23 protein-coding genes are annotated in these 25,445 nt (G+C 64.8%); 9 read left to right on the forward strand and 14 right to left on the reverse strand.

Annotated elements, in window-relative coordinates; translation table 11 throughout:
- The first annotated feature begins 3 nt into the window (after positions 1-3).
- Together aceF and lpdA are read left to right on the forward strand one after the other, a co-directional pair.
- The gene (aceF, locus tag KVT32_RS07325) at positions 4-1,686 is read left to right on the forward strand and encodes a dihydrolipoyllysine-residue acetyltransferase (protein ID WP_152384157.1); all 1,683 of its coding nucleotides are present in this window, start codon (positions 4-6) and stop codon (positions 1,684-1,686) included.
- A gap of 12 nt (positions 1,687-1,698) precedes the next feature.
- Positions 1,699-3,504, forward strand: a complete 1,806-nt coding sequence (gene lpdA, locus KVT32_RS07330; protein ID WP_217617911.1) for a dihydrolipoyl dehydrogenase — start codon at positions 1,699-1,701, stop codon at positions 3,502-3,504.
- Positions 3,505-3,615: 111 nt separating this feature from the next.
- Here lpdA and KVT32_RS07335 read toward each other — a convergent pair whose 3' ends face one another.
- Positions 3,616-4,806: an MFS transporter gene (locus KVT32_RS07335; RefSeq protein WP_217617912.1), complete on the reverse strand. Its 1,191-nt coding sequence runs from the start codon at positions 4,804-4,806 to the stop codon at positions 3,616-3,618.
- Positions 4,807-4,915: 109 nt separating this feature from the next.
- Between KVT32_RS07335 and KVT32_RS07340 the strand changes: the two genes are divergently transcribed.
- Positions 4,916-5,419, forward strand: coding sequence for a MarR family winged helix-turn-helix transcriptional regulator (locus KVT32_RS07340; protein WP_152384159.1), 504 nt, complete (start codon positions 4,916-4,918; stop codon positions 5,417-5,419).
- 163 nt (positions 5,420-5,582) lie between these two features.
- On the opposite strand, the gene KVT32_RS07345 is transcribed toward KVT32_RS07340, so the two are convergent.
- The 13 genes from KVT32_RS07345 to KVT32_RS07405 all read right to left on the reverse strand — a co-directional run bounded on the left by KVT32_RS07345 (position 5,583) and on the right by KVT32_RS07405 (position 20,884).
- Positions 5,583-5,777: a putative motility protein gene (locus tag KVT32_RS07345; protein WP_056316520.1), complete on the reverse strand. Its 195-nt coding sequence runs from the start codon at positions 5,775-5,777 to the stop codon at positions 5,583-5,585.
- Positions 5,778-5,975: 198 nt separating this feature from the next.
- Positions 5,976-6,905 (reverse strand): hypothetical protein, encoded by a 930-nt coding sequence (locus tag KVT32_RS07350; RefSeq protein ID WP_217617913.1) that lies wholly within the window; start codon positions 6,903-6,905, stop codon positions 5,976-5,978.
- 127 nt (positions 6,906-7,032) lie between these two features.
- Positions 7,033-7,533: a DapH/DapD/GlmU-related protein gene (locus KVT32_RS07355; protein WP_062840896.1), complete on the reverse strand. Its 501-nt coding sequence runs from the start codon at positions 7,531-7,533 to the stop codon at positions 7,033-7,035.
- 20 nt (positions 7,534-7,553) lie between these two features.
- Positions 7,554-8,309: a cephalosporin hydroxylase family protein gene (locus KVT32_RS07360; RefSeq protein ID WP_152384161.1), complete on the reverse strand. Its 756-nt coding sequence runs from the start codon at positions 8,307-8,309 to the stop codon at positions 7,554-7,556.
- Positions 8,310-9,131, reverse strand: a complete 822-nt coding sequence (locus KVT32_RS07365) for an NAD(P)-dependent oxidoreductase (protein ID WP_152384162.1) — start codon at positions 9,129-9,131, stop codon at positions 8,310-8,312.
- Positions 9,128-10,372, reverse strand: coding sequence for a class I SAM-dependent methyltransferase (locus tag KVT32_RS07370; protein WP_217617914.1), 1,245 nt, complete (start codon positions 10,370-10,372; stop codon positions 9,128-9,130). The genes KVT32_RS07365 and KVT32_RS07370 overlap by 4 nt, the downstream gene beginning before the upstream one ends.
- A complete protein-coding gene (locus tag KVT32_RS07375; RefSeq protein WP_152384164.1) occupies positions 10,369-10,926 on the reverse strand; it encodes a dTDP-4-dehydrorhamnose 3,5-epimerase family protein in 558 nt (185 codons plus the stop codon). The genes KVT32_RS07370 and KVT32_RS07375 overlap by 4 nt, the downstream gene beginning before the upstream one ends.
- Positions 10,923-11,993, reverse strand: coding sequence for a CDP-glucose 4,6-dehydratase (gene rfbG / locus KVT32_RS07380; protein ID WP_175157285.1), 1,071 nt, complete (start codon positions 11,991-11,993; stop codon positions 10,923-10,925). Before rfbG ends, KVT32_RS07375 begins: the two co-directional genes overlap by 4 nt.
- Entirely contained in the window at positions 11,978-12,748 is a 771-nt protein-coding gene (gene rfbF / locus KVT32_RS07385) for a glucose-1-phosphate cytidylyltransferase (RefSeq protein ID WP_217617915.1), read from the reverse strand. The genes rfbG and rfbF overlap by 16 nt, the downstream gene beginning before the upstream one ends.
- Positions 12,745-16,173 (reverse strand): methyltransferase domain-containing protein, encoded by a 3,429-nt coding sequence (locus KVT32_RS07390; RefSeq protein ID WP_217617916.1) that lies wholly within the window; start codon positions 16,171-16,173, stop codon positions 12,745-12,747. The genes rfbF and KVT32_RS07390 overlap by 4 nt, the downstream gene beginning before the upstream one ends.
- A 257-nt stretch (positions 16,174-16,430) precedes the next feature.
- A complete protein-coding gene (locus tag KVT32_RS07395) occupies positions 16,431-18,119 on the reverse strand; it encodes a flagellin (protein ID WP_063953477.1) in 1,689 nt (562 codons plus the stop codon).
- 227 nt (positions 18,120-18,346) lie between these two features.
- The gene (locus tag KVT32_RS07400) at positions 18,347-19,948 is read right to left on the reverse strand and encodes a methyltransferase regulatory domain-containing protein (RefSeq protein WP_217617917.1); all 1,602 of its coding nucleotides are present in this window, start codon (positions 19,946-19,948) and stop codon (positions 18,347-18,349) included.
- 180 nt (positions 19,949-20,128) lie between these two features.
- Complete coding sequence (locus KVT32_RS07405) at positions 20,129-20,884, reverse strand: RNA polymerase sigma factor FliA (RefSeq protein ID WP_056316558.1); 756 nt, start codon at positions 20,882-20,884, stop codon at positions 20,129-20,131.
- 426 nt (positions 20,885-21,310) lie between these two features.
- On the opposite strand from KVT32_RS07405, the gene flhD reads away from it, so the two are divergent.
- From flhD to KVT32_RS07435, 6 genes are all read left to right on the forward strand, one after another.
- On the forward strand, positions 21,311-21,634 hold the full coding sequence (gene flhD, locus KVT32_RS07410; protein ID WP_006219025.1) for a flagellar transcriptional regulator FlhD: 324 nt from the start codon (positions 21,311-21,313) through the stop codon (positions 21,632-21,634).
- Positions 21,635-21,666: 32 nt separating this feature from the next.
- Positions 21,667-22,245: a flagellar transcriptional regulator FlhC gene (gene flhC / locus KVT32_RS07415; RefSeq protein WP_056316560.1), complete on the forward strand. Its 579-nt coding sequence runs from the start codon at positions 21,667-21,669 to the stop codon at positions 22,243-22,245.
- Positions 22,246-22,361: 116 nt separating this feature from the next.
- On the forward strand, positions 22,362-23,231 hold the full coding sequence (motA, locus tag KVT32_RS07420) for a flagellar motor stator protein MotA (protein ID WP_062840907.1): 870 nt from the start codon (positions 22,362-22,364) through the stop codon (positions 23,229-23,231).
- An 11-nt stretch (positions 23,232-23,242) separates the two neighbouring features.
- Positions 23,243-24,238 carry a flagellar motor protein MotB gene (gene motB, locus KVT32_RS07425; protein ID WP_217617918.1) on the forward strand — a complete coding sequence of 332 codons (996 nt, stop codon included), beginning with the start codon at positions 23,243-23,245 and terminating at the stop codon, positions 24,236-24,238.
- Complete coding sequence (locus KVT32_RS07430; protein WP_056316568.1) at positions 24,235-24,615, forward strand: response regulator; 381 nt, start codon at positions 24,235-24,237, stop codon at positions 24,613-24,615. The genes motB and KVT32_RS07430 overlap by 4 nt, the downstream gene beginning before the upstream one ends.
- Before the next feature lie 28 nt (positions 24,616-24,643).
- Positions 24,644-25,445 (forward strand): Hpt domain-containing protein (locus tag KVT32_RS07435; RefSeq protein WP_217617919.1); only part of this gene is annotated, 802 nt, incomplete at its 3' end.

The following is a 25,445-nucleotide window of genomic DNA, read 5'->3' on the forward strand; positions in this document are numbered from 1 at the left end:
GACATGAGCAACATCGTGCAAATCAAGGTTCCCGACATCGGCGACTTCAAGGAAGTGGAAGTCATTGAAGTGCTGGTTGCCGTGGGCGACACGATCAAGGCGGAACAAAGCCTGATCACGGTCGAATCCGACAAGGCCTCGATGGAGATCCCCGCGTCGCAGGGCGGCGTGGTGAAGTCCATTTCCGTGAAGGTCGGCGACAAGGTCGCCGAAGGCGCGGTCGTGCTGGAAGTGGAAGCGGCCGAGGCGGACGCTGGCGCCGCCAAGGAAGAGGCCCCCAAGGCCGAGTCCAAGCCGGCTGCCAAGGAAGAACCCAAGCAGGCCGCCGCTGCCGCGTCCAAGGCCGAGGCCTCGGCCCCGGCTGCCGCCAGCGGCCCGGTCGAGATCGAAGTGCCGGACATCGGCGACTTCAAGGAAGTTGAAGTCATCGAAGTCATGGTCGCGGTCGGCGACACCATCAAGGCCGAGCAAAGCCTGATCACCGTCGAGTCCGACAAGGCCTCGATGGAGATCCCGGCCTCGCAAGGCGGCGTGGTCAAGGAAGTGAAGGTCAAGGTTGGCGACAAGGTCGCCAAGGGTTCGGTCGTGGTGGTGGTGGAAGGCGGTGCGCAAGCCGCTGCCGCGCCGGCCGCCAAGTCCGAAGCCGCGGCTCCGGCCGCCAAGTCGGAAGCGAAGGCCGAGGCCAAGCCCGAGGCCGCCGCGTCGTCCGCCCCGGCCGCGCGCCCGGCCCCGGCTGCCGCCCTGGAAGACGCCAACCTCAAGCCCGGCCAGCTGCCGCACGCCTCGCCGTCCGTGCGCAAGTTCGCGCGCGAACTGGGCGTGAACCTCTCCAAGGTCAAGGGCACCGGTCCCAAGGAACGCATCACCGCCGACGACGTGCGCGGTTTCGTCAAGCAGGCCCTGTCGGCTGCGCCGGCGGCCGCCGCTGCCGGCGGTTCCGCCGATGGCGCCGCGCTGGGCCTCTTGCCGTGGCCGAAGGTCGACTTCACCAAGTTCGGCCCGATCGAAGCCAAGCCGCTGTCGCGCATCAAGAAGATCTCGGGCGCAAACCTGCACCGCAACTGGGTCATGATCCCGCACGTCACCAACAACGACGAAGCGGACATCACCGACCTGGAAGCGCTGCGCGTCACGCTGAACAAGGAAAACGAGAAGTCCGGCATCAAGGTCACGATGCTGGCCTTCCTGATCAAGGCCGTGGTTGCGGCCCTGAAGAAATTCCCCGAGTTCAACGCCTCGCTGGACGGCGACAACCTGGTGCTCAAGCAGTACTACCACATCGGTTTTGCGGCCGACACGCCCAACGGGCTGGTGGTGCCGGTGATCCGCGATGCCGACAAGAAGGGCATCCTGCAGATCGCCCAGGAAATGACCGACCTGTCCAAGAAGGCGCGTGACGGCAAGATCTCGCCCGCCGAAATGCAGGGCGGCTGCTTCTCGATCTCGTCGCTGGGCGGCATCGGCGGCACCTCGTTCACGCCCATCATCAACGCGCCGGAAGTGGCGATCCTGGGCGTGTCGCGTTCTTCGCACAAGCCCGTCTGGGACGGCAAGCAGTTCGTGCCGCGCCTGATGGTGCCGCTGTCGCTGTCCTACGACCACCGCGTCATCGACGGCGCCTCGGCCGCGCGCTTCAACGCCTATCTGGGTGCGTTGCTGGCCGACTTCCGCCGCATCGCGCTGTAAACGGGGAGCCCTATGAGCAATACCGTTCAAATCAAAGTGCCGGACATCGGCGACTTCAAGGAAGTTGAAGTCATCGAGGTGCTGGTGGCCGTGGGCGACACGATCAAGGCGGAACAGAGCCTGATCACGGTTGAGTCCGACAAGGCCTCGATGGAAATCCCGGCGTCGCAAGGCGGCGTGGTCAAGTCCATCGCCGTCAAGGTCGGCGACAAGGTCGCCGAAGGCGCGGTCGTGCTGGAAGTGGAAGCGGCCTCGGGTGCTGACGCCGGCGCCGCCAAGGAAGAGGCTCCCAAGGCTGAATCCAAGCCGGCCGCCAAGGACGCTTCCAAGCCGGAAGCCCCCGAGGCCGACGCGCCTGCCGCCAAGGCTGCAGCGCCCGCCGCCGCCACCTACAGCGGTTCGGCTGACGGCGAATACGACATGCTGGTGCTGGGCGCGGGCCCCGGCGGCTATTCCGCCGCCTTCCGCGCCGCCGATCTGGGCCTGTCCGTGGTCCTGGTCGAACGCTACAGCACGCTGGGCGGCGTCTGCCTGAACGTGGGCTGCATTCCGTCCAAGGCGCTGCTGCACAACGCCGCCATCATCGACGAAGCCCGCGAACTGGCTGCCCACGGCATCAGCTTCGGCGAGCCCAAGATCGACCTGGACAAGCTGCGTGGCTACAAGGACAGCGTGGTCGCCAAGCTGACCGGCGGCCTGGCCGGCATGGCCAAGGCCCGCAAGGTCACCGTGGTGACGGGCGTGGGCGAGTTCGCCGACGCCAACCACCTGACGGTCAAGGGCGCCAACGGCAAGACCCAGACGCTGCGCTTCAAGCAGGCCATCATCGCCGCCGGCAGCCAGTCGGTGAAGCTGCCGTTCCTGCCGCAGGACGAGCGCATCGTGGACTCCACCGGCGCCTTGCTGCTGCGTGAAGTGCCCAAGAAGATGCTCATCATCGGCGGCGGCATCATCGGCCTGGAAATGGGCACGGTGTACTCCACGCTGGGCGCGCGCCTGGATGTCGTGGAAATGCTGGACGGCCTGATGCAGGGCGCCGACCGCGACCTGGTCAAGGTGTGGCAGAAGAAGAACGCCTACCGCTTCGACAACATCATGTTGAAGACCAAGACGGTGGGCGCCGAGGCCAAGAAGGACGGCATCTACGTCACCTTCGAAGGCGAGGGCGCGCCCAAGGAGCCGCAGCGCTACGACCTGGTGCTCCAGGCCGTGGGCCGCAGCCCCAACGGCAAGAAGATCGGCGCCGACAAGGCGGGCATCGCCGTGACCGACCGCGGTTTCATCGAGGTCGATCGCCAGATGCGCACCAACGTGCCGCACATCTTCGCCATCGGCGACATCGTCGGCCAACCCATGCTCGCCCACAAGGCCGTGCATGAAGGCCACGTCGCCGCCGAAGCCGCCGCCGGCCAGAAGTCCTTCTTCGACGCGCGCGTCATTCCGTCGGTGGCCTACACCGATCCGGAAGTGGCGTGGGTCGGCCTGACCGAAGACGAAGCCAAGAAGCAGGGCATCAAGATCGAGAAGGGCGTGTTCCCGTGGGCCGCCTCCGGCCGCGCCATCGCCAACGGCCGCGACGAGGGCTTCACCAAGCTCATCTTCGACGCCGAGACGCATCGCATCCTGGGCGGCAGCATCGTGGGCACCCACGCGGGTGACCTGATCAGCGAACTGGCCCTGGCCGTGGAAATGGGCGCTGACGTCGTCGACATCGCCAAGACCATCCACCCGCACCCGACCCTGGGCGAATCGGTGGGCATGGCCGCGGAAGTCGCCGAAGGCGTCTGCACCGACCTGCCGCCGATGAAAAAGAAGTAACGCGCCGCGGCTTGCCGCGATCGCAACAAAAAGCGCCGCCCCTTTTTGAGGGGACGGCGCTTTTTTTCGTATGTTCGTTGTGGATGCGTGCGCTGTGGATACGTGCGTTGTTTATCCGGCGTCGATCCGCCGATACGAGGCGGGCGAAAACCGCATAGCCAGCGCCAGCAGCACGACCGCGCCGGCCAGCATCACGATCCATGCCTCGGTCAAACTCGCAAACCGATCGCGCAGGATGCCCGCCAGCAATGGCATGAAGCTCGCAATCAAGTAGCCTCCGCCTTGCACGAAAGCCGCCAGCATTCCCGCTTGCGCGGGATCGTCCAGGTGGTCCATCGCCACGATCAGCGACAACGGAAAGAGCGCGCCGATGCCGATGCCCAGGAGCAGGCACGCCAGCAGCGCCAGCTTGAGGGGGGCCAGGATCAGGCATATCAGTCCGCAGATCAGAAGGGTCAACACGGCGGCCAGCGGCTTGCGGCGATCCGCAAACCTGCCGATCCATGCCGACACGGCCAGACCCGCCATCACTTCGGCCAGCGTCAGGCCGCCCAGCAGAAAGCCCGCGGCGGAAGGCTCCCAGCCAAGACTGGTATAGAACGGCGGCAGCCACGCCAGCACCAGCGTGTAGGCCCCGGTGCCGATGCCAAAGAACAGCATCAGCTCCCACGCCCGCAGATTGCGCCAGAAGCCGCGCGGCGCCACGCGAGCCGTGCGGTGAAGGGGCGATGTCGCTTCGGCTCGACCTTGCGCGGCCTTGAGCCACAGCGGCAGTGCGAGCAGGGCGGGTACGCTCCAGAAGGCCAATGCGGCGGGCCACCCGAAGCTGTCTGCAAGCCCCGCAGCGCTGGCCGCCGCCACGGCCGCGCCCGCCATGATGCCGGTGGTGTACAAGCCAAACACGCGTCCCATGTCATGCGCGAAATTGCGCTTGATGAAGGCAGGCAGCAAGGTCTGCACCAGCGCAATGCCGACCCCCGCCAGCACCGCCGTCAGCAGCAGCCCGTAGGTCTGCGTCCCGACGAAGCGCGCCGCGCAAGCAACGGCCACCAGCGCCACGCCCAGCGCGATCCCGATCCGCTCATTCAACCACCCCGAAATGCGTGCACCCGCCAGCGCGCAGACGCCCATGACGAACACGGGCAAGGTGGTCAACAGGCTGGCCTGCGCATTGGTTGCGCCGGAGGCCGTCTGGATCATGTCCAGCAACGGCCCGATGGCGGCCAGGGCGGGCCGCAGGTTCAGCGCCACGGCCACGATGGCGACGATGGCAAACAAGGGGCGTAACCTCACGCGCGTCATAGATATCTCGACATCAAGTTATTTGATGTCGAAGTATATAGACGACATCGTGCGTCCGGCAACGGGATATCATTGCTGCCAACGCAAATAGCTTTACGCCGAGACAACCATGAACGACCGTGCAAGGCGCGCGCAGGAAGAATGGCAGCGCGAGCGGCCCGACATCGACGCCAACGTGATGGCGCTGGTGGGGCGTCTGCTGCAAGCCACGCATCTGCTGGAGCGCAACTGGTTCCTGCCCCTGGCCGCGCAATTCGAACTGCATCAAGGCGAATTCGACGTCATCGCCACGCTGCGGCGGTCGGGCAGCCCCTACGCCATGACGCCCACCGACCTGCATGAAGGCCTGATGCTGTCGTCAGGCGCCATGACCAGCCGCCTGGACCGCCTGGAGCGCAAGGGCCTCATCGAACGCGTGCCATCACCCAACGACCGGCGCAGCACGCTCGTGCGGCTTACCCCGGCCGGCCTGGCGCTCATCGACAAGCTGCTGCCGCTGCACGTGGCGAATGAGCAGCAGGCACTGGCATCGTTGACGCAGAAGGAGCAAGCGCAGCTGGACGGGTTGCTGGCGAAGCTGCTTGTGGGGTTGGGGCGCAAGCCGGGGGATTGAAGGGGCACCGTGGGGTAAGCGACGTAGCGTCCACGGCTACGAAAAACGAGCTTTGGCGCAGATGTCTGAATCTCCGGCCCGTCCAGTCGGGCCACGAAAAAGCCGCCCGTGGGCGGCTGATCTTCGTTCAGTGCGTTGCGGCTGATTGCCGCGCGGCAGGGATTCAGGCGTGGGTGTTGATGCGCGAACCCAGCGTGCCGTCGATGGCCAGCACCGGCAGCGATTGGAGCAGCGTGGCGACCGAGTCGGCTTGCGCGTTGATCGCTTTTTTCGTGACCGATGCCTGCACTTCCATCATGAGATTCGCGTCGCGCAGGGCCAGGGCGGAATTGACGGTGTTGTTGACGGAAGCATCCATGGTCTAGGTGTCCTGGTGATGTGAGGCCGGGTCAACGGCCGAAGCAAGTCGCATTATGGGGCACGCCGTTCGAATGATGCAAAACATTTCGCAATGATCGCGGGCCGTGTTGCATTGTGGCGCGAGGACGTGGCGGGCATGTGACATGCCGGCCTCTGCGGGTTATGGGCGCGCCGTGCCATGAACGGCCTTGGCGCACTAAGGCTGCGCCGGACATTCCTTCACGTTACCCCAGCCTTGATTGGGTTCGCAGAATTGCTTGCGCGCTGCCCATGCGCATTCGGGACGCTCGAAGAAACCCAGTTCCGCGCACCGTTCCAGTTCGCCATCCAGCGCGGCGACCCACGCCATCGGGTCCGGCGCGGGGATCACAGTGATGCGCAGCGACGGCTGCGGACCGGTGGGCGTGCGTTCCGAAGATGATGGGGAGGCCGCGGCGCGAGCCGGCTCGGCGGAAGCGGCCGCCGGGGCAGCACGATCCGCCGCCGAAGGAGCCGCGTCGGCACGATCTGGCGCTGAAGAAGCCGGCGCGGCCTGATTCGACGGGGAAGCAGCAGCGTCCGTCTCAGGCTGGTCTGCCGCGGAAGAGGAGGCGTCCGGCGCTGGCCGATCCGACGCGGAATCAGTCGCCTTTTCCTCTTGGCGTCCCTCCGGCGCCGGCGCGGCGCGCTTGTTGGCCGCATCCGATTCAGGCGGCTGGGTCGGCTGGGGAGTCAGGGGCACGCGCACCGGACTGGCGGCCGTCGAGCCCGACGTTGCCGTGTTGGGCGAATTCCAAGAGACGACGAGCAGCACCAGTGCGCCATAAATGGCCAGCGTATAGATCACGGTCACCGCCGCACATCCCACGCTGCGGCGCGTGATGGGTTCACCATCGTCGCGCCCGAAGAGGCTGCGCCACCCGACCAGCGCCGCGCCGGGCGCCGAGATCAGCCACCAGCCCAGGCGCCGGACCCAGCCCGGGTCCTGCCGCGGCAGCGACGCGTGCACCTGCGCGGCCAGCAGTTCGCGCAAGGCGCGGTTTTCTTCCTGCAGGCGCTGGGTCCGCGTGTCCGCCGGCCCCTGGCCGTCTGGATCCGGAGTGCCGTCGTGCTGCGTAGCGAGTGGATCTGGAGGCGTGGCGGTCATCGGGTGAAAAATATGGATACAAAGCTGCGGTGGCAATTATGAAGCAAGTCCGCAGGGGGCAACCGGGGAATAGGACGGAAAATGGGGCGCTTCGAGAAAATATGCGCGGGGGGGCGGGTCGCCGGCGTCAGCCGCCCGTTGCTTCGCGTCGTCCCAATAGCTTGAGCGGATTGCCGCCTTGTATCGAATAGGCTTCGACCTCGCCGCGCACGACGCTGCCGGCTGCGATGACGCACCCCTGGCGAAGGATTGCGCCATCGAGCAGCACGCAGTTGGCGCCGATCCAGACGTCGTCCTCGATCACGATGCCGCCCTTGCTGGGCCGGAAGCCTTGTTCGCGAATGGGCAGGTCCCGGCGGCGGAACTCGTGGTTGGCTGGCGCAAAGGTGCAGTTGGCGGCCACGGCCACGCGCGCGCCCATGCGGATGCCGTTGCCGGTGTAGAGCACGCAGCCAGAATTGATGACGCATTCCGGCCCGATCTCGACATCGCCCGAGCCGCCAGCGGGCTTGATTTTCACGAAGGCGTCGATCACCGCCCGCGGTCCTACCGCGATGCGGGTGCCGCGGGTCGAATCCTCGATATCCGCAAGCTTGGACACGCGCGCGGTGGGATCGATGTGGATCATGCTGTCAGACCGTGGCGCGATCAGGCCACGCGGCGCAGGAAGCCGTCCGGCGCCGACGTGACGAGCAGGCGGTCTTCGACCGAGCGGTCGATCTCGAACTCGGGGTGCTGCTTGATCCATTCCCAAACGGCGGTCTTTGGGTTGTTGCCCTTGCCCCAGTGGCGGCCCGGCCATTCGTAGTCGGCCGGCATGTCTTCCACGAAGGTGTCGAACACGACGCAGTAGCTTCCCACGCTGACGAGATCCGCGTACGCGTTCAATTCAGCCAGCACGTGGTCGTGGGTGTGGTTCGAGTCCAGGCACACCATGATGTTCTTCTTGCCTTCGGCATGCGCGCGCACTTGCGCAATCGTTGCCGGGTCGATGCTGGAGCCCTCGATGAGATGAATGCGCTTGGCCAGCGGATGGGCCTCGATGGCCTTGCGGTTGTGCTCGCGGATTTCGATATCCACGCCGACCACGTCGCCGGCGCCCAGCAGTTGCAGCATGGATGCCGACAGCATCAGCGAACCGCCGTGGGCAATGCCCGTCTCGATGATGAGGTCCGGCTTCACGGCCCAGATCAGTTCCTGCATCGCCATGGCGTCCATCGGCAGCTGGATGAGCGGCCGGCCAGCCCACGAGAAGTTGTTCATGTACTTGCGTTCCAGCGCCATCTGGCGCCAGGCGATGGACAGCTCGCGGAACTCCTGGTCTTTGGCGAAGCCGGCGATACGGGCTTCCTTCTCCTGGCGGTATTCCGGGTGCGCGTCGGGCGTGGTTTCAAGGTAGGACATTCAGATTCCTTTGTGCAGGCGGTACTGCGCTAGAAAATTCGAGAAAAATTCGGAAAACGGACGCGGGGGCCGGCGGACAAGCGCTTGCGTGCGTTGCACGTCGATGTCGTCGAACGCCCACGCCGGCGCATCGGGAGCCACCGAGAACGGGTAGCCCAGCACCTCCCGCACGCAGGCGGCGACCTCGCGGTTCTCCACGCCGGCGCCGTGCGCGACGTTGAAGATGCCGGCCGCGTCGGACAGGGCGATGGCCATGATCTGCGACACGGCGTCGTCGATGTGCAGATAGTCCTTGCGGGATTCCAGCGCGGTGCGCAGCGTGATGCGGCCGTCGCGCGCCCCTTCCTCCAGCAGTTGGTCGATGAAGCTGTCCGGCGTATCGCGCAGGCCGACGATGTTGGACAGGCGCGCCACCTTGGCCGGCCGTCCGCCATGCAGGCAAAGCGATTCGCCCATCAGCTTGGACAGGTTGTACAGGTCGCTCGGGTCGTTCGGATTGACGCGCAGCGCCGCGTCTTCGCGCGTGCTGACGGCGCCCGAATACACGCGCGTGCTGGACAGGTAGGTCAGGCTGTCGAAATCCCCGTGCGCGAGCAGGCTGCGCAACAGGCAGACGTGGGCCTCCACGGTATCCAGCGGACGGCTGCGAAAGTCCGACGTGAGGCCGATGGCGTAGATCACGTGTCCCAGCGGCCGGCTGAAAAGGCCCGCATCCTGGCGCGGCGGCGCGTCGCAGGCGACGCCATCGGCGCGCAGGCGCGCGACCAGGTGGCGGCCGATGAAGCCCGAGGCGCCCAGAACGGTGACCGGCCGGTGATTCATGCGTGCGGACCGCTGTCGATGGAGAGCGACGGGATCGCCGTGACCAGCTTGGCGTTCCAATCATGGCGGGCGTAGGCAAGCTGCTCCGACACCTCGGTCTTCAGGTTCCAGGGCAGGATGAGGATGTACTCGGGCCGGTCCTCGCGCAGCCGGGCTTCGGCGACGATGGGAATATGGCTGCCGGGCAGGTGCTTGCCCTGCTTGGCGGGGTTCAGGTCCACCACGTACGGCAAGAGGTCGGGGCGCACGCCGGCAAAGTTCAGCAGCGTGTTGCCCTTGGCCGCCGCGCCGTAGGCGGCGATGCGCTTGCCGCCGCGGCGCAGTTCGACCAGGAACGCCAGAAGGTCGTTCTTGACCCGCTCGGCCTGCTGCTGGAAGCACGCGTAGAACTCCGGTGTGGCGACGCCAGCCCGCTGCTCTTCGTCCAGGGTGCGCGCGACTTCGGCGCGAGTCTCGTGTTTGCCCGTGTCCAGCCGCTGCGCAAAGACACGCAGGCTGCCGCCGTGCGTGCTCAGGTGCTCCACGTCGAACACAGACAGGCCGTTGGCCGTGAAGATGCGCGATACCGCCGTGAGCGACAGGTAGGAATAGTGTTCGTGATAGACCGTATCGAACTGGCCTTCCTGCACCATGCGCAGCAAGTGCGGAAATTCGAACGTCGCCACGCCTTGCGGCTTGAGCAGCGCGGCAAAGCCCGACACGAAGTCGTTGATGTCCGGGACATGCGCCAATACGTTATTGGCGGCGATCAGGTCCGCGGCGCGTCCCGATTCGGTGAGCTCGTCGCCCAGCTCCACGCCAAAGAAACGCTGCACGATGTCGATGCCGCGGTCGCGTGCCGCTTGCGCGGTGCTGGCCGTGGGCTCCACGCCGTAGCAGGCAATGCCGGCGTCCTTGACGTACTGCAGCAGATAGCCGTCGTTGGCCGCGATCTCGGCGACCATGCTGTCCGTGCCCAGGCCGAAGCGGCCGATCATCGCGTCCACGTAGCGGCGCGAATGCGCCAGCCACGACGACGAGAACGAGCTGAAGTAGGCGTAGTCGTCGGTGAACAGGGCTTCGCGGCCCGCGTGGTCTTCCGTCTGGACCAGCCAGCAGGATTCGCACACGAGAATGCGCAGGGGAAACCAGGTCTCCGGACCACGCAGCGCCGCTTCGCTCAGGTAGGCATTGGACGGCGGGGCGTGGCCCAGATCGAGAAAGGGCAGGCGCAGTTCGGCCTGGCAATGGCGGCACTTCACAGTGCGACTCCAGAGTAAGCAGCGTCCAGGCGCGGGTGTTGCTGATCGCGCTCGGACACGAGGGTAGGGGGGGCGGGCCAGGAGATGCCGACGCGGGCCTCCTGGAAATGCAGGCCGGCCTCGGCCTGCGGGGCATAGGGTGCAGAGTGGCAGTACAGCATTTCCACGTCGTCGCTCAGCGTCTGAAAGCCGTGAGCGAAGCCTTCGGGAATCAGCAGCGCGCGGCCGTTGTCCGCTGACAGGCGTTCCGCATGCCACTGCAGGAACGTGGGTGAACCCTGCCGCAGATCGATGGCGACGTCCCAGACCACGCCCCGGATGCAGCTCACGAGCTTCATCTCTGCAAAGGGCGGCAACTGGTAGTGCATGCCACGGAGGGTGCCGGCCTGCGCGGTGTAGGTGTGGTTGACCTGGGCGACCGGCCCCGTCCAGCCGCACGCGGCCAGATCGGATGCATCGAAGAGCCGCGCCAGAAATCCGCGGGTATCGCCGCGCGGATGGCGCTGCACGACCTTCAGGCCCGAAATCGGGGTGTCGAGAACGCCCAGGCTCATGGATGCGCCTCGTACTGGTCGATATCGGCATGGCAGAGCGGCAGCGCGTCCTCGCCCGCGTCAAAGCGCCGGTACCAGTCCATGGTGCGCGAGACCGCCTGCGCCAGCGGCCATCGGGGCGCCACTTTCAGCACGGCGCGCGCCCTGGACGTGTCCAGCGTCAGCAGCCCAGCTTCATGGGGGCCTTCGATCTGCTCGGCATAGACCACGCGGCCCTTGCCATACGCGGCCTGGGCCAGATCCACCACGGTGCGCACGGACGCCGCTTCGGCCGCATCGGGCCCGAAGTTATAGGCATCCGCGAGGTCAGGCGCGTTCCACAAGGATTCCGCCAGGGTCAGGTAGCCGGCAAGCGGTTCCAGCACGTGCTGCCACGGGCGCACCGATTGGGGCCGCCGCACATGAAGATCGCCGCCGCCTTGCCAGGCGCGCACGGCATCGGGCAGCAGGCGGTCAGCCGACCAGTCGCCGCCGCCGATCACGTTGCCCGCGCGCGCGCTGGCCACGGCCAGGCCCTGCTCGCGCAGGAAGGCGTCGCGATAGGACGCAATGACCAGCTCGCTGGCCGCCTTGCTGGCGCTGTAAGGGTCGTGTCCGCCCAATGCGTCGTTCTCGCGGTACGGGTAGGGCCATTCGTTGTTGCGGTAGACCTTGTCGGTCGTGACCATGACCGCGACCCGGGCCGAGGGCGTGGCGCGCAGGGCATCCAGCAGATGGGCGGTGCCCATGATGTTGGCGGAAAACGTCTCTACAGGCTGCGCATAGCTTGGGCGCACCAGCGCCTGCGCGGCCAGATGCAGCACGATCTCCGGACGGGCGGCGAGCACCTGCTCGCGCAGTGCGGCGGCGTCGCGGATGTCGCAATGGCGGCTGTCGATCAGGTCGCCGACACGGGCGGCCTCGTACAAGCTGGGTTGCGTGCACGGCGGCAGGGCAATGCCTGTCACCTGCGCGCCCAGCCGCTGCAGCCAGATCGCCAACCAGCCGCCTTTGAAGCCGGTGTGACCGGTCACCAGCACGCGTTTGCCGCGCCAGAATCCTGCGCTGGGCGTTACCAGACTTTCCATGGCGCCTTGCCCGTGCTCCAGAGGGATTCCAGCAGGTTCTTTTCGCGCAGCGTGTCCATGGGCTGCCAGAAGCCCAGGTGTTCGTAGGCGTGCAGCTGGCCTTCGCGGCTCAGCGTTTCCAGCGGACCCAGTTCCCACGTGCAGTCGTCATCCACGATCAGCTTGAGGACGCTGGGCGACAGCACGAAGAAGCCGCCGTTGATCAGACCGCCGTCGCCGCGCGGTTTCTCCGCAAAGCCCGTGACCTGATCGCCTTCGCGGCGCAACGCGCCATAGCGCCCCGGCGGCTGCACGGCCGTGACCGTCGCGGCCTTGCCATGCTTGCGGTGAAACGCGAGCAGGGCGGTGATGTCGATATCGGCCACGCCGTCGCCGTACGTGAAGCAGAACGCCTCGTCTTCCTTCACATAGTCGGCCACGCGCTTTAAGCGGCCGCCCGTCATCGTGCTCTCGCCGGTGTCCACCAGGGTCACGCGCCACGGTTCGGCCTTGCGCTGATGCACTTCCATGCGGTTGTCGGCCATGTCGAACGTGACGTCGGACATGTGCAGGAAGTAGTTGGCGAAGTACTCCTTGATCATGTAGCCCTTGTATCCGCAGCAGATCACGAAGTCGTTCACGCCGTGGGCGGAATAGGTCTTCATGATGTGCCACAGGATGGGCCGCCCGCCGATTTCGATCATCGGCTTGGGACGCGTGTGGGTCTCTTCGGAAATCCGGGTGCCAAGGCCGCCGGCCAGGATGATTGCTTTCATGCTTGGGTTTCGCACCAGTTCTTGAACATTTCGCGCAGCGCGCCTTCGAACTTGCGCGCGAAGGCGGGTTCGTCCATCAGCGGGCTGGCATGCATTTCGTCGCGCAGGCCGGCGCGGATGCTTGCCAGGGCGGGCAGGTCGCTGGCCAGCGCGACGACTTTCTCCACGTACTCCACTTCGGACTGCGCGACCCATTCGGGCCGTTGGATGCCATGCAGGATCGAACTGCCGATCCGTCCGACGCTGGGGCGGCTGGCGAGCGTGATGTAAGGCACCCCCATGTACAGGGTCTCGACCAGCGTCACGCCTGAGTTGTGGGGGAAGCAGTCCAGGCCAATGTCCATGCTGCGCAGGATGTCCCACGGAGGGCTGTCCCAGCCGATCAGCAGACGGTCGCGCGCGATGCCGTGCGCGCCAAAGCGGCTTGCCAGCTCTTCGCGCATCGGGCCGTCCTTGTAGCTTCTGCTATTGACGATCAGGCGCGACTGCGGCACGCGGCGCAGGATCTCGGCCCACACGCCGACCACCTTGTCGTTCATGCGGATCGCGCGGGTCAGGCTGCCGAAGGTGATGAATCCGTTCTTCTTTGCCGGCAGGTCGTTGCAATCGCCCATGCCCGCGCCTGCGCGATAGACGAAATTGCTGTCGGGCAGCCGCCATGGCTTTTCGGAGAACAGGGCTTCGCTGCCTGTGGGCGCCATCACTTCATCGCTCATGATGTAGTCGATGGCGGTGAGGCCCGTGGTGTAGCCAAAGCCCAGCCAGGTCAACGAGATGGGAGCCGGCTTGCGGGCGAAGACGCCCAGCCTGTTGCCGCCCGTGTGGCCCGCGACGTCGATCAGGATGTCGATGCCGTCCGCTCGGATGCGGTCGGCGAGCGCCGCATCGCTCATGCCCGCGGTGGGCGTCCAGGCGTCGAAATAGGTCTTGAAGCGGGTCGTGACGGGATCTTCCGCGACGAATTCCGCATAGGCGTGCAATTCCAGGTTCTCGCGGTCGTGATTGGACAGCAGCGGCTCGATGAAATTGTTGCCCGAATGCTGGCGGAAGTCCGGAGACACGTAGCCTACGCGGATGCGGCGCCGCGCATCGCGGGGATTGGCATGCGGACGCCACGTCGAGCGCAGGCCCTCGCAATGGACCTGATTGAATTGGCGATAGGCCTCGAATACTTCTTCCGCGCTCGCGGAGGGCGAATAATTCAGCGAGAACAGCAGGTTGTTGTGCGCGATGAGTGCTTTGGGGGCCAGCGACACCGCGGCCTTCGCCGCCGCCACGGCGCCTTCGGCATCGCCCCGGTCCAGGAGGATCTTGCCCAGGTTCGTCCGGGCCTTTTCCTGATAGGGATCCAGCGACAGCGCGGTCAGGCAGCTAGCCTGCGCTTCCTTGTAGCGAAGTTCCGAGCACAGCGCATCGCCCAGCACACCATGCGTGGACGCATCCCGAGGCGCAAGTTCCACGGCCCGGCGTGCGACGCCGATGGCTTCGGACGTCCGGGTCAGCGCTGTCAGGCAGGACGACAGGACGATGTAACTCTGTGCCCGCGCAGGCGCCAGTTCAAGCATCTTCAGCGCAGGTGCAAGCGCCTGGCGGAACCGGCCGGAATTGCACAGGGTCACGGCCAGGGGCTCCCACGCGGCCGAAGCGCCCGGCACGGTCTTGGCGAGCTGCCTCGCCAAGCCTTCGGCCTTGTCAAATTGGCGTTCCGTCAGCAGGTCCTGGATGCGCATCGCAAGCGACGCGGCCGCGGGCGGCAGGCCGCCCGCCATCGAGCCGGCGGCCAGAATGCGCTGATTGAGGCTGACGCGTGCGAGGGCGCCGGCGTACAGCCCAAAGAGCTGCGCGTCGCCCTGGCTTGCCGTCAGCGCCTCGTTCAGGCGCGCGGCCCACGCGGTCGCCGAACCCTGCAGCAGCCCGTAGCGCTTGAGCAATCCCAGCAGTTCCAGCAGGCCGGAGGTGTCGCGCGGAATGCCTTCATCCGCGGATTCGGGGGCGGTGCTGACCTCAAGCAGCGGCAGGCCTTGGGCCAGCCGGTCCGCCATGGTCTGGAAGTCGGGCGTCAGGATCAGCCTGACCGGTTCGTGCCACAGGTTAAAGCGCAGCGGAACCCCGTCCGCAAACGTTTCGGAGAGCGCCACGTTCACGCAGGCAACCGGACGGACCTGTGCATTGTCTTCACGGTCGTAGGGGCCCGCATCCAGGCAGAAATGCGCCAGATCGTGCTCGATCAGTGTGGTCAGGGATTTGTCCAGCAGCTTGCGCGCGGCGCCGTCGTCCAGCCCTTCCGCGTGCATGAGCACGGCCACCAACGTCGTATAGGGCAGGGAACCCGGCCAGGCATGGGCAAGCGTGTCCATCAGCTTGACCATGTGCGCGTCCGTGGTCACCAGGCCGCGGCCCAGGTGGTTCACATAGGTTGCGCCGACTTCCTGTCCGTTGGCGGCGAGCCGTTGCGCCCCGCACGCCCAACGCAGGTCCTTGAACCGGCTCAGGTCCGCGCGCGGCTGCAGCTGTTCGGCGGCGGCCTGGGTGGTGAACAGGCTTTGGCGGAATCCCCGACCGGTCGCGAAGTCCAGGTATTGCTGTCTGACGCTGGCCGGTTGGCCCATCGTGAGCAGGCTATGGGTCAGCGATACGTTCTGACCCATGTGCAGCGCGATTTCGGACAGGGGTTGGGCATCGCCCACGTAGCCCAGTCCGGCCTCGGCCGCGCGGCCTGCGAACTCGACGAAGTAGCAGGGGTTGCTGGCAACGGGGGCCACCGTGTCCTGCGTCCGGCCGTCAAAGGCGCGCTGGAATTGTGCGGCAGCCACCGCCAGGGGATTGCCGATCGGGTTGAATCCCGCAATTCCTTCCTTGAAGAGCGTCAGTGCGGCCAGCGCGCTGGCGCGGAACTGATCTTCGGTCTGCGCGGCATGGGCGTGCAGCAGGATGGCGTCGCGTACGACTTCCTGGGCCTTGGCGCCCGGGTAGACGTGGTAGTCCACGTACAGGATGCCATTGGGCGACAAAAGCTGGCCGCAGCGTTGCAGCAAGGCTTGCGCCGCGTCGGGCGGCAAAAAGCTGTAGAGGCCGGTGACGATGATGTAGTCGAACGGGGCGGTCCCCGGATCCAGTTCGGCATAGTCCTGCGCCAGCAACTGGACATTCGTCAGGCCCAGCGCGGTGGCCATCTCCCTGCCTTGGGCGATGACCGGTTCGGACGCGTGGATGCCCGTGACGCGCGCCTCGGGGTAGGCCAAGGCGAAGGGAAACAGGCCCTTGCCCGTGCCGCAGCCCACGCCGAGCACCCGCGCCTTGTCCAGCGCCGGCGCTTCGACGCCATAAAGATAGGCGGTGGCCTGCAGGTTCAAGGGGGAGTGGCTGGTCGCCAGAAGTCCCGGTTCGGCGGTTGCCTGGCGGTGATGGTAGGCCGGAGTCGACATGGATGCGGGTGACGGACAGGCGCGGGGCCCGGAGTACGAGGAATCTGGCAATTCTACGAACCGCCACCTCCGTTCATTCCGCGAATCAGCGTCGGAATTCAGCGCCACTTTCCCCAAAGCGTCCCGCGTGCGGCAGACGAAAAAAAACCCGCCAGGAGCGGGTTTTTGGGGCGATCGGACAAGGCGCGAAGGATCTTGCCCGGTCTGCAGCCAGGAAAGCCGTGGCTTTCCTGGCTGTTCGTACTGCTTGCTGAGAATTAACGCAGCAGCGACAGCACGGTTTGCGGCACTTGGTTGGCTTGCGCCAGAACCGAGGTGCCAGCCTGTTGCAGGATCTGAGCCTTGGACATGTTCGACACTTCCGTGGCGTAGTCGGCGTCTTGAATACGCGAACGAGCGTTGGAGAGGTTGTTGACCACGTTGTTCAGGTTGGCGATCGTCGATTCCAGACGGTTCTGCACAGCACCCAGTTCGCCGGTCAGCTTGTCCAGCTTCGTGAAGGCGGCGTCCAGCGTCTTCATCGGATCGGTCGTCTTCGTGCCCTTGCTGGTGTCTTCCGTGGTCAGCTTGCCGGAGCTGTTGACCTTGGCTTCCTTGCCGACTTGAGCTTCGTAGTCGCCGGTGCCCGTGCCGCTCTTGACCGTGGCCTTGCCCGTGTTGGGGTCAACGGTGTAGGTCGTGTCGTACGTCTTGGTCGTGGTGAACGTGCCCTTGTCGTCGACGTACGTGTCGGTCGACTTGCCGCTGGTGAACGTGACGTTGGCGCTGGTGATGCCTTGGCCCAGCTTGATGATCACGTTGCCGGCGGTTGCGTCGGCCTTGACGTTGGCCAGCAGCGCATCGGAAGCGATGGTGTTGGTGAACGTCAGTTGGTTGGCCGTGCCGGTGTTCTGGTACGTCTTGCCGCCGATCGAGACCGACGAGTTGCCGGCGCCGCCGCTGCCGTTCGAGGCTGCAGCCATGACGGAGTCGAGCGTAGCTGCCGTGGCGCTGGAGCTGTTGGTGGTCAGGTTGCCAGCGGCGTCCAGGTAGGCGTCTTGGCCGCCGATGGTGACCTTGCCGGTCGCGTCGACGTCAAACGAGGTCGAAGCCGAGCCGTTGCTGTGCGTGTAGGTGGCCGAAACGGTGCCGGTGGCCGGGCGCAGCGAGGTGGCCAGGGCGGTAACGGCAGCAGCGTTGGAAGCCGACTTGTCGGTGAACGTGAAGTTCTTGTTGGCAGCGTCGTACGTGTAGGTGACGCCGGTGGCGCCGGTGCCCACGCTGACGGTGTTGCCGTTTTCCAGCTTGGCGAACGTTTGGTCGGCGGTGGCGGCAGCGTGCGTCGTCGTGACCGTCCAGTCGTTACCAACGGCGGTGCCGCCAGCAGCTTGCAGATCCGACACGGTGGCCGAACGGTTCTGGGTCACGCCCGAGCCGTTGACGTTGAAGCCGTCCAGACCCAGGGTCTTGACGCTGATTTCGGTCAGGTTCAGGGTGATCGTTTCGCCGTCGTTGGCGCCGACTTGCAGCGTCAGGGGCTTGGCCGAATCCGACAGAACCTTCACGCCGTTGAAGTCGGTTTGTTGCGAGATGCGATCGATGTCCGACAGACGCTGGTTGATTTCGTCTTGCATCGAGTTCAGCTGTTCTTGCGAGTAGCTGCCGTTGGCGGCTTGCACGGACAGTTCGCGAACGCGTTGCAGGTGGGTGTTGACTTCCGAGGCGGCGCCTTCGGTCGTCTGAGCCAGCGAGATGCCGTCGTTGGCGTTACGAGCGGCTTGGGTCAGGCCCTTGACGTTCGCGGTGAAGCGGTTGGCAATGGCCATACCGGCGGCGTCGTCCTTGGCGCTGTTGATGCGCAGGCCCGACGACAGGCGTTCGATGGCGGTACCGAGGGCGGATTGCGACTTGTTCAGGTTGTTCTGAGCAACGAGCGACAAGTAGTTGGTATTGATGACTGCAGCCATGTTTAGGCTCCCAAGAGAGAAAGGCTTCTTCAAACCGGGCAGCGGGGCCGCCCATCTTTGTAACGGGAAGAATTCTTTGACTTGTGTCTTCGAATTTCTCCGTTGCCAGGATTACGGCAGTCCAAAATCAATCTTTAGGTTTTTTTTTTGGCAATCGTAAATTTGGCCGATGGACGCCTGGTTTTCCTGCCGGCGCCCTCTGGGCGAGCCGGCAGGGGGCACGGCACTCAGTTCAGCAACAGGCCGCTGCGGCGCAGTTCAGCCAGCAGGGAATTCAAGAATTCCTGGGCGACGGGCTCCAGATTGCGGGCGCCCTTATACGATTGGCCATTCGGATGCGGATGCTTTCCGGTCGTCAGCGCATCACGCACGGCGCTGCGCAGTTCGATCGCGCTTCGGGATCCGTCCATCAAGGTCATGATGTGCCGGCTCAGCGGATCGGCCGGCGGCGTGACCCCCTGGTGCCAGAGATTGTGCAGGCTGACCTGTGTGTTCTGGCGGATGGCTTCGGGCAGCAGATCAAGGGCGCCCGCGATGAGCACCGGCTTGGATTGCGGGGCCTGGTATTGCGCGGGCTCAAGGCGGTAGTACAGCGCATTCGATTGCACCAGCGCGATGACATGGGCCAGCAACGCGGCTGTCATCTCGTCCTGCGTGGCGGCGGGTGCATGCTTGCTCGCGGCCTCGCGGATGGCTTCGAACGACACCGACTGCGGCCAGGACTGGCCCAGCAGGTCCATCAGCGTATGCGCAATCGGGTCGTGCGACGTCAGTGTCGCGCCCCGCGCCGTGAGGTACTGCCGTTGCTGCGCAGGCGCCGCGGCGCCGGCCTGCAGGCGCAGGTCGGCCGCCAGGTGCATGCCTGTGAAAGCGCTGCCCTCCGGCTGCTCAAGGATTGCGTCGGCCCGCTCGGCGTGAATCATCAGGCTCTTGCGGAACGAGCGGCCGATGGCGAAGTCCAGATACTGTTCGCGCATCTCGCGGCCGGCGTTCACTGCCAGCCCATTCAGGCCCAGCGCAACCCGAGAGCCATACGTCGAGGGAAAGGATAATTGCGGTTCGGCATCCGTCAGGTAGGCCAAGCCGGCCTGCTGGGCTGCGGCGGCAAACTCCAGGAAATAGCAGGGCGTGTTGACGGCTTCCAGGTATTCGTGAAGCAGGTAGTGATCGCTTTGCCCCCGCAACTGCTGGGCGGAATGCCGTAGCGCCGACTGCAAGGGATTATTTTCCCAAAGGCCGTTTTCAATCAGGTTCAGCATCTCCTTGGCGCGCGCCACCTTTTCTTGCGGCGATTGCGCCCCGAAACTGTTGAGCATCATGGCGTCGCGAAGGACATCCGACGCCTTCCAGCCCGGGTAGGTGTTGTAACTGATATAGGCGATGCCCTCGGGCGCGAGGTTCTCCCTGCAGATGCGCAGGATCGCGTCGCGCACTTCCGGCGGCACCCAGCTGAAGACGCCGTGGCAGATGATGAAGTCGAACGTGCCGAACTCGGGCGTGATGTCCGTCAGGCTCATGGCGTGCAGATCGAGATTGCGTGCGCCGGCGGCCTCTGCCGCGCGCTGGCCCGCTTCGATCTGCTGGGGCGACAGGTCGACGCCGACCGCGCGGGCATCGGGATACGCTATCGCGAACGGCAGCAGATTGCCCCCCGCCGCGCAGCCCAGTTCCAGCACGCGCGCGCGATTCAATTCAGGTGCGGAAATGCCATACAGGTGCGCCACGGCGCGCAGGCTGCCGGGCGCCGTGTAGGAAAACGGCAGGGAAAGATAGGGGGTTTCGTCGTAGGCGTCAGAAATGGCCTGCGTCAAGCGGTCGGGTGCGCTCATGGCGAAATTCCGGGAGGGTCGTGGTGCACTGCGAGGCTCTCGCGGTTCGCGGCGCACAAGTTTGTGGGCTAGACCGAAAGGCTAGCAGCCCCGTTGCGACCCGGAAGGCATGAACAAGGTCCGATTTTCCCCCTGAATCCGTGCCGGCTGAAAATAGCCCGATTCCGCCGCGGGGGAAAATCAGATGATCTGCGCGATCTGCCCTTCCTGCGGCAATTCCTGCCAGGCCTGATCCTTCAACCTTGCCCGGATTCGCGCCGTCGCCTGCGACCTCAATTGGCACACCCGCGCCTCGGTCACATTCATGATCGCGCCGATTTCCTTCAGGTTCAGCCCCTGCTCGTAACACAGCGACAGCAACAGCTTTTCGCGGTCGGGCAGGGCGTCGATGGCGTGAACCAAGGCCTGCCGGAAGTCGCCGGCCAATAGCGAGTCCAGCGGATTGCCGCTGGGCGCGCCGTGATTCAGCGTGGCGGACCAGTCCGCCTGACCCGATGCCGAATCGGGCTCGGTGGTGAAGTCTTCGTAGTGAACGATCTGCACGCCTTGTGCGTCGTGCAGCAGCGTCTGGTATTCATCCAGCGGCAGCTCTAGCTGCTTGGCGATCTCGGCTTCGGTCGGCGCGCGCATCAAACGCTGTTCCAGAAACTGGATCGCCTGTTCGATCTTGCGGGCTTTCGTGCGCACGCTGCGCGGCAGCCAATCCTGGCCGCGAAGCTCATCGAGCATCGCGCCGCGAATGCGCGTCGTGGCGTAGGTCTCGAACTGGGCGTCCGCGGTTTCCTGGTAACGGCGGACGGCGTCGAGCAGGCCGATCATGCCGGCCTGTATCAGGTCATCGAGTTCGACGCTGGCGGGTAAACGGGCGAGCAATTGCAGGGCCAGCTTCCGAACTAGCGGCGCATATTCGACCAGGCTGTCATCTGCGTGGGGCATTGCGGGAATTCTGGCGGAGTCGATCGTGAAGCGCGGTCGATGTTGTCAATTTGCGACATTGTCGACAAGCGCGGCTACGGTGATGCGGGCGAATCTAGGGAATCGTCAAGATGGCATTGTCGGCAATGGGCGGCCGTTCATTTCAGGAAGTACGCAACGTTTTGAATGCTTATTTGGCAAATTGACCAAAATTTGTCACGAACTTGTATGTCAAGGTGTGTCTAGAAAGGCACGTTGCGCAACATCAACAAAGATTTGTCATATAAGTCATAGAAAATGACATGACCTGTGGTAAATTTTACTTAAATTGCGAACAAATGATACATTTCGCATTAAAACAGGATGCAGCGAGCGGACAGGCAACACACGTTGCCTGCGCTATGAGTAATCAAGCCCCTCGGGTGGGATAGGGATAGGGAGTACGGCGTGCAACAAGTAGAAAATTCTTTGCTGGCAGATATTCGCGAAGTGAATCTGTCATATTTGTTACTGGCTCAGCGGATGTTGCGTGATGACTATGCCGCATCGATGTTCCGCCTGGGGTTCAGCAATGAAGTCGCTGACATTCTCATGCGCCTTTCGCCGGCGCAACTGGTAAAACTGGCCAGCTCCAGCTCGCTGCTCTGCCGCTTCCGTTTCGATGATTACAGCCTGCTGTCGGCGCTGACCCATGATGTGTTGGGTGGTGCGCTGCAACAAGCCCACGCCACCATCCTGCTCGCCAAGCAGCCTGTCGAAGAACTGGCCTGACGGCCCGCGAATCCCACTCGGACACACCTGTCATGGCCTCCAAGAGCGTTTCCCAGGAAGCGGACGACATCCTGCTTGCCAGCTCCATGATTACGCTGGGCGCGCGCCTTCAGGTGCTTGAGGCTGAAACCAGCCTCAGCCACGATCGCCTCGCCCGCCTGTATCGCGAGATCCGCGGCTGCTCGCCACCCAAGGGCATGCTGCCTTTTTCGGTCGACTGGTTCATGACCTGGCTGCCGAATATCCATTCCTCTCTCTTCTATAACGTGTATTCGTTTCTGAATACGCGCACCACCAGCAAAGGCATACGCGCCACCATCGACGCGTATCGCCTGTATCTCGAAAACGCGGGCCAGGAAGCCGCGGATGCCGAGCCCGTCCTGAGCTTTACCCGGGCGTGGATGCTGGTGCGATTCTTCGACAGCGGCATGCTGCAGCTATCTGCGTGCCGGCAGTGTGGCGGCCATTTCATTGCCCATGCCCATGATCCCCAATCGGATTTTGTGTGTGCCATCTGCCGTCCGCCACCCCGCGCGGGCAAGACGCGCGCGGCCGCCAAGGCACGTGCCGGCACCCGTGCAGCCCCCATTGCGACCGCCGCTCCGACCTGATCGGGCGTCCAAATACATCAAAAGCCCTGGAAAACACCCCCTAACCCGCCTTTTTGGGGCAGGGGGGACAGGGGATCATTGACGCAAGTTATAGACTTCGTTGGCAGGGGCCCGTTGTGTTGATTGTTATCGGTTTTCTTGTGGTGATCGTGTCGGTCGTCGGCAGCTTCATGGCGCTGGGCGGACACTTGGGCGCGCTCTACCAGCCCTTCGAGCTGACGCTGATCTTCGGCGCGGCGTTCGGGGCTTTCCTGGCGGGCAACAGCAAGAAGTCGCTGATGCTGGTCAAGAAGGCGCTCCCCGACGCGCTCAAGAGCTCGCGCTACGGCAAGGACGTCTACATGGAGCTGATGGCGCTCCTGTACGTATTGCTGAACAAGGCGCGCCGCGAAGGCTTGATGGCCATCGAATCGCACATCGAGGATCCGGGCTCCAGCCCGATCTTCAGCGAATATCCCCGTATCGCCAAAGACGAGAAGCTCATGGAGTTCATCACGGACTACCTGCGCATCATGATCAGCGGCAACATGAGCTCGTTTGAAATCGAGACGCTCATGGACGAGGAAATCGAAACCTACCGCCACGAGCGCGAAGTGCCGGCTCATGCGCTGCAGCAGATGGCCGACGGCTTGCCTGCGTTCGGTATCGTGGCCGCAGTGCTGGGCGTGATCAAGGCGCTGGCGGCTGTGGACCAGCCGCCCGCCATCCTGGGCGACCTGATCTCCAAGGCCATGGTCGGCACGTTCCTGGGTATTTTGCTGGCTTATGGTTTCGTCGGTCCGCTGGCCTCCCGCGTGGAGCGCCGCACGGACGAGGCCATGAAGGTGCTTGAGTGCATCAAGACGACGCTGCTGGCCAGCATGAACGGCTATCCGCCTCAGCTTGCGGTGGAATTTGGCCGCAAGGTGCTGTTCTCGGCGGTCCGGCCCACCTTCGGTGAGCTGGAAGAGCACGTGCGCCAGACCAAGTCGACCGGCAAGGCCTGACGGAGCGGGCCATGAGCACGGTAAATAATCACCGTGTGGTGATCCGCCGCAAGAAGGTCAAGGGCGGCGGGCACCACGGGGGCAGCTGGAAGATCGCGTACGCCGACTTCATTACGGCGATGATGGCGTTCTTCCTGGTGATGTGGCTGGTCAGCATCGTGCCGAAGGAAGAACTCAAGGGGATTGCGGAATACTTCCGCATGCCGCTGCGCGTCGCCATCACGGGCGGGCCCAGCAGCTCGGCCGAAACCAGCGCCGTGCCGGGCGGCGGGCAGGATCCGTTGCGCAGCGAAGGCGACGTCCGCCGCGGCCAGGGCAACCGGGTCGAATCCCAGCCCATGGGCGACGCCGAGCGCCGCGAGCAGCATCGCCTGGAAAACCTCAAGAAGCGCCTCGAGAACGTCATCGAGACCAGCCCCGTCCTGAAATCCTTCCGGCCGCAGCTGCTCATCGACCTGACGACCGAAGGCCTGCGCATCCAGATCATCGACAACCAGAACCGTCCGATGTTCGCGACCGGCCGCGCCGAAGTGCAGCCGTATATGCGCGACATCCTGCGCGAGCTGGGGCCGGTGCTCAATGAACTGCCCAACAAGGTCAGCATCTCGGGTCATACCGACGCGTCGCAGTATGCGCGCGGCGAGCGAGCCTATAGCAACTGGGAGCTTTCGGCCGACCGGGCGAACGCCTCGCGCCAGGAACTGGTGGCGGGCGGCATGAACGAAAGCAAGGTCATGCGCATCCAGGGTCTGTCTTCCAGCATGAGTCTGGTTAAAGATGATCCGTATGCAGCCGTTAATAGACGCATCAGCCTGGTGGTGCTCAACCAAAGCACCCAGAAGCGCATCGAGAGCGAGAACGCCGCAGCCGCGGATTTGAGCGCCAAGGATGCGCGCGAGGTGGGAACGGCCGTGCAGGCGGTGCAAGCCGCCGGCAAGGCCGCAACGGCAACCAAGCAGGGCGAGGCGGTGAACACCCCGCCCGCTGAAGGGGTTCGACAGCAATGACGGCGACGATACTCGTGGCGGACGATTCCACGACCATGCGGATGATCGTTCAGGCGACGCTGACCGGCGCAGGCTGGAAGGTGTTGACGGCCTGCAATGGCCAGGAAGCGCTCGAGGTGGCGATGGCCAACCCGGTGGACCTGGTCGTCAGCGACTGGAACATGCCTGTGAAGGGCGGTCTGGAGTTGATCCAGGGGTTGCGCGAAGAGGACCGGTACATGGATGTGCCGGTGCTGGTGCTGACCACCGAGGACGACGTGGACAGCAAGATGGCAGCCCGGGATCTGGGCGTTTGCGGCTGGCTTTCCAAGCCGGTGGATCCCGATGTGCTGGTGGAATTGGCGACCGAGCTGCTCGACGAGCAGGCCGGCGCGTAGCAGGTTCATTTAGAAAGGCGTACGGGTCATGAGTTCTGGTTTGGACCTCAGTCAGTTTTACGAGACCTTTTTCGACGAGGCGGACGAACTGCTTGCGCAAATGGAGCAGCTGTTGCTCGAGCTCGATGTGGGCTCGCCCGACATCGAGCAGCTCAACGCCATCTTTCGCGCGGCGCATTCGATCAAGGGTGGTGCGGCGACGTTCGGCTGTTTCAACCAGCTGGCGGGCACGACCCATCTGCTTGAGAACCTTCTGGACGCGATCCGGCGTGGCGAAATGGCGCTGCGCACGGACATGATTGATATTTTCTTGGAAACGAAAGACGTGCTCAAAAGCCAACTGGACGCCTATCGGGCCTCCGAAGAGCCCGATGACGCCGTGTTTGAGCGTATTTGCGCCGTATTGAGGCAGCTTGCGCTGGAGCATAAGGATCCCGCCGCGGCCGCCGCTGCTGCACCCGCGCCCGCTGCGCCGGCCGCCGCGCCGGCGCCGGCGCCCGCCCCGGTGCAGCAGGCGCCCCAGCCCGCGCCGGCCGCGCCCGCCGAGCCGGCGGCTCCGGCCGCGGCGTCCGGTTCGCAGGACGGCCTGCCGCTGCGCGTGCGCATCACCAAGGTGTCGGACAAGGACGCCGCGTCCCTGCTCGAAGAGATGGGCAACCTGGGCAACGTCAAGGCAAGCGAACGCGCCAACGGCGTGCTGACGGTGTGGGTGGACAGCACCTGCACGCCGGAAGACATCGAGGCCGTGTGCTGCTTCATCGTCGACGGCGACCAGCTGAGCATCGCTCGTGAAGCCGCGCCGGCAGGCGGCGACGCCGCACCGGCGGCCG

This window comes from Achromobacter sp. GbtcB20 (assembly GCF_019091095.1).
GTDB classification, from domain to species: Bacteria; Pseudomonadota; Gammaproteobacteria; order Burkholderiales; family Burkholderiaceae_B; genus Achromobacter; species Achromobacter mucicolens.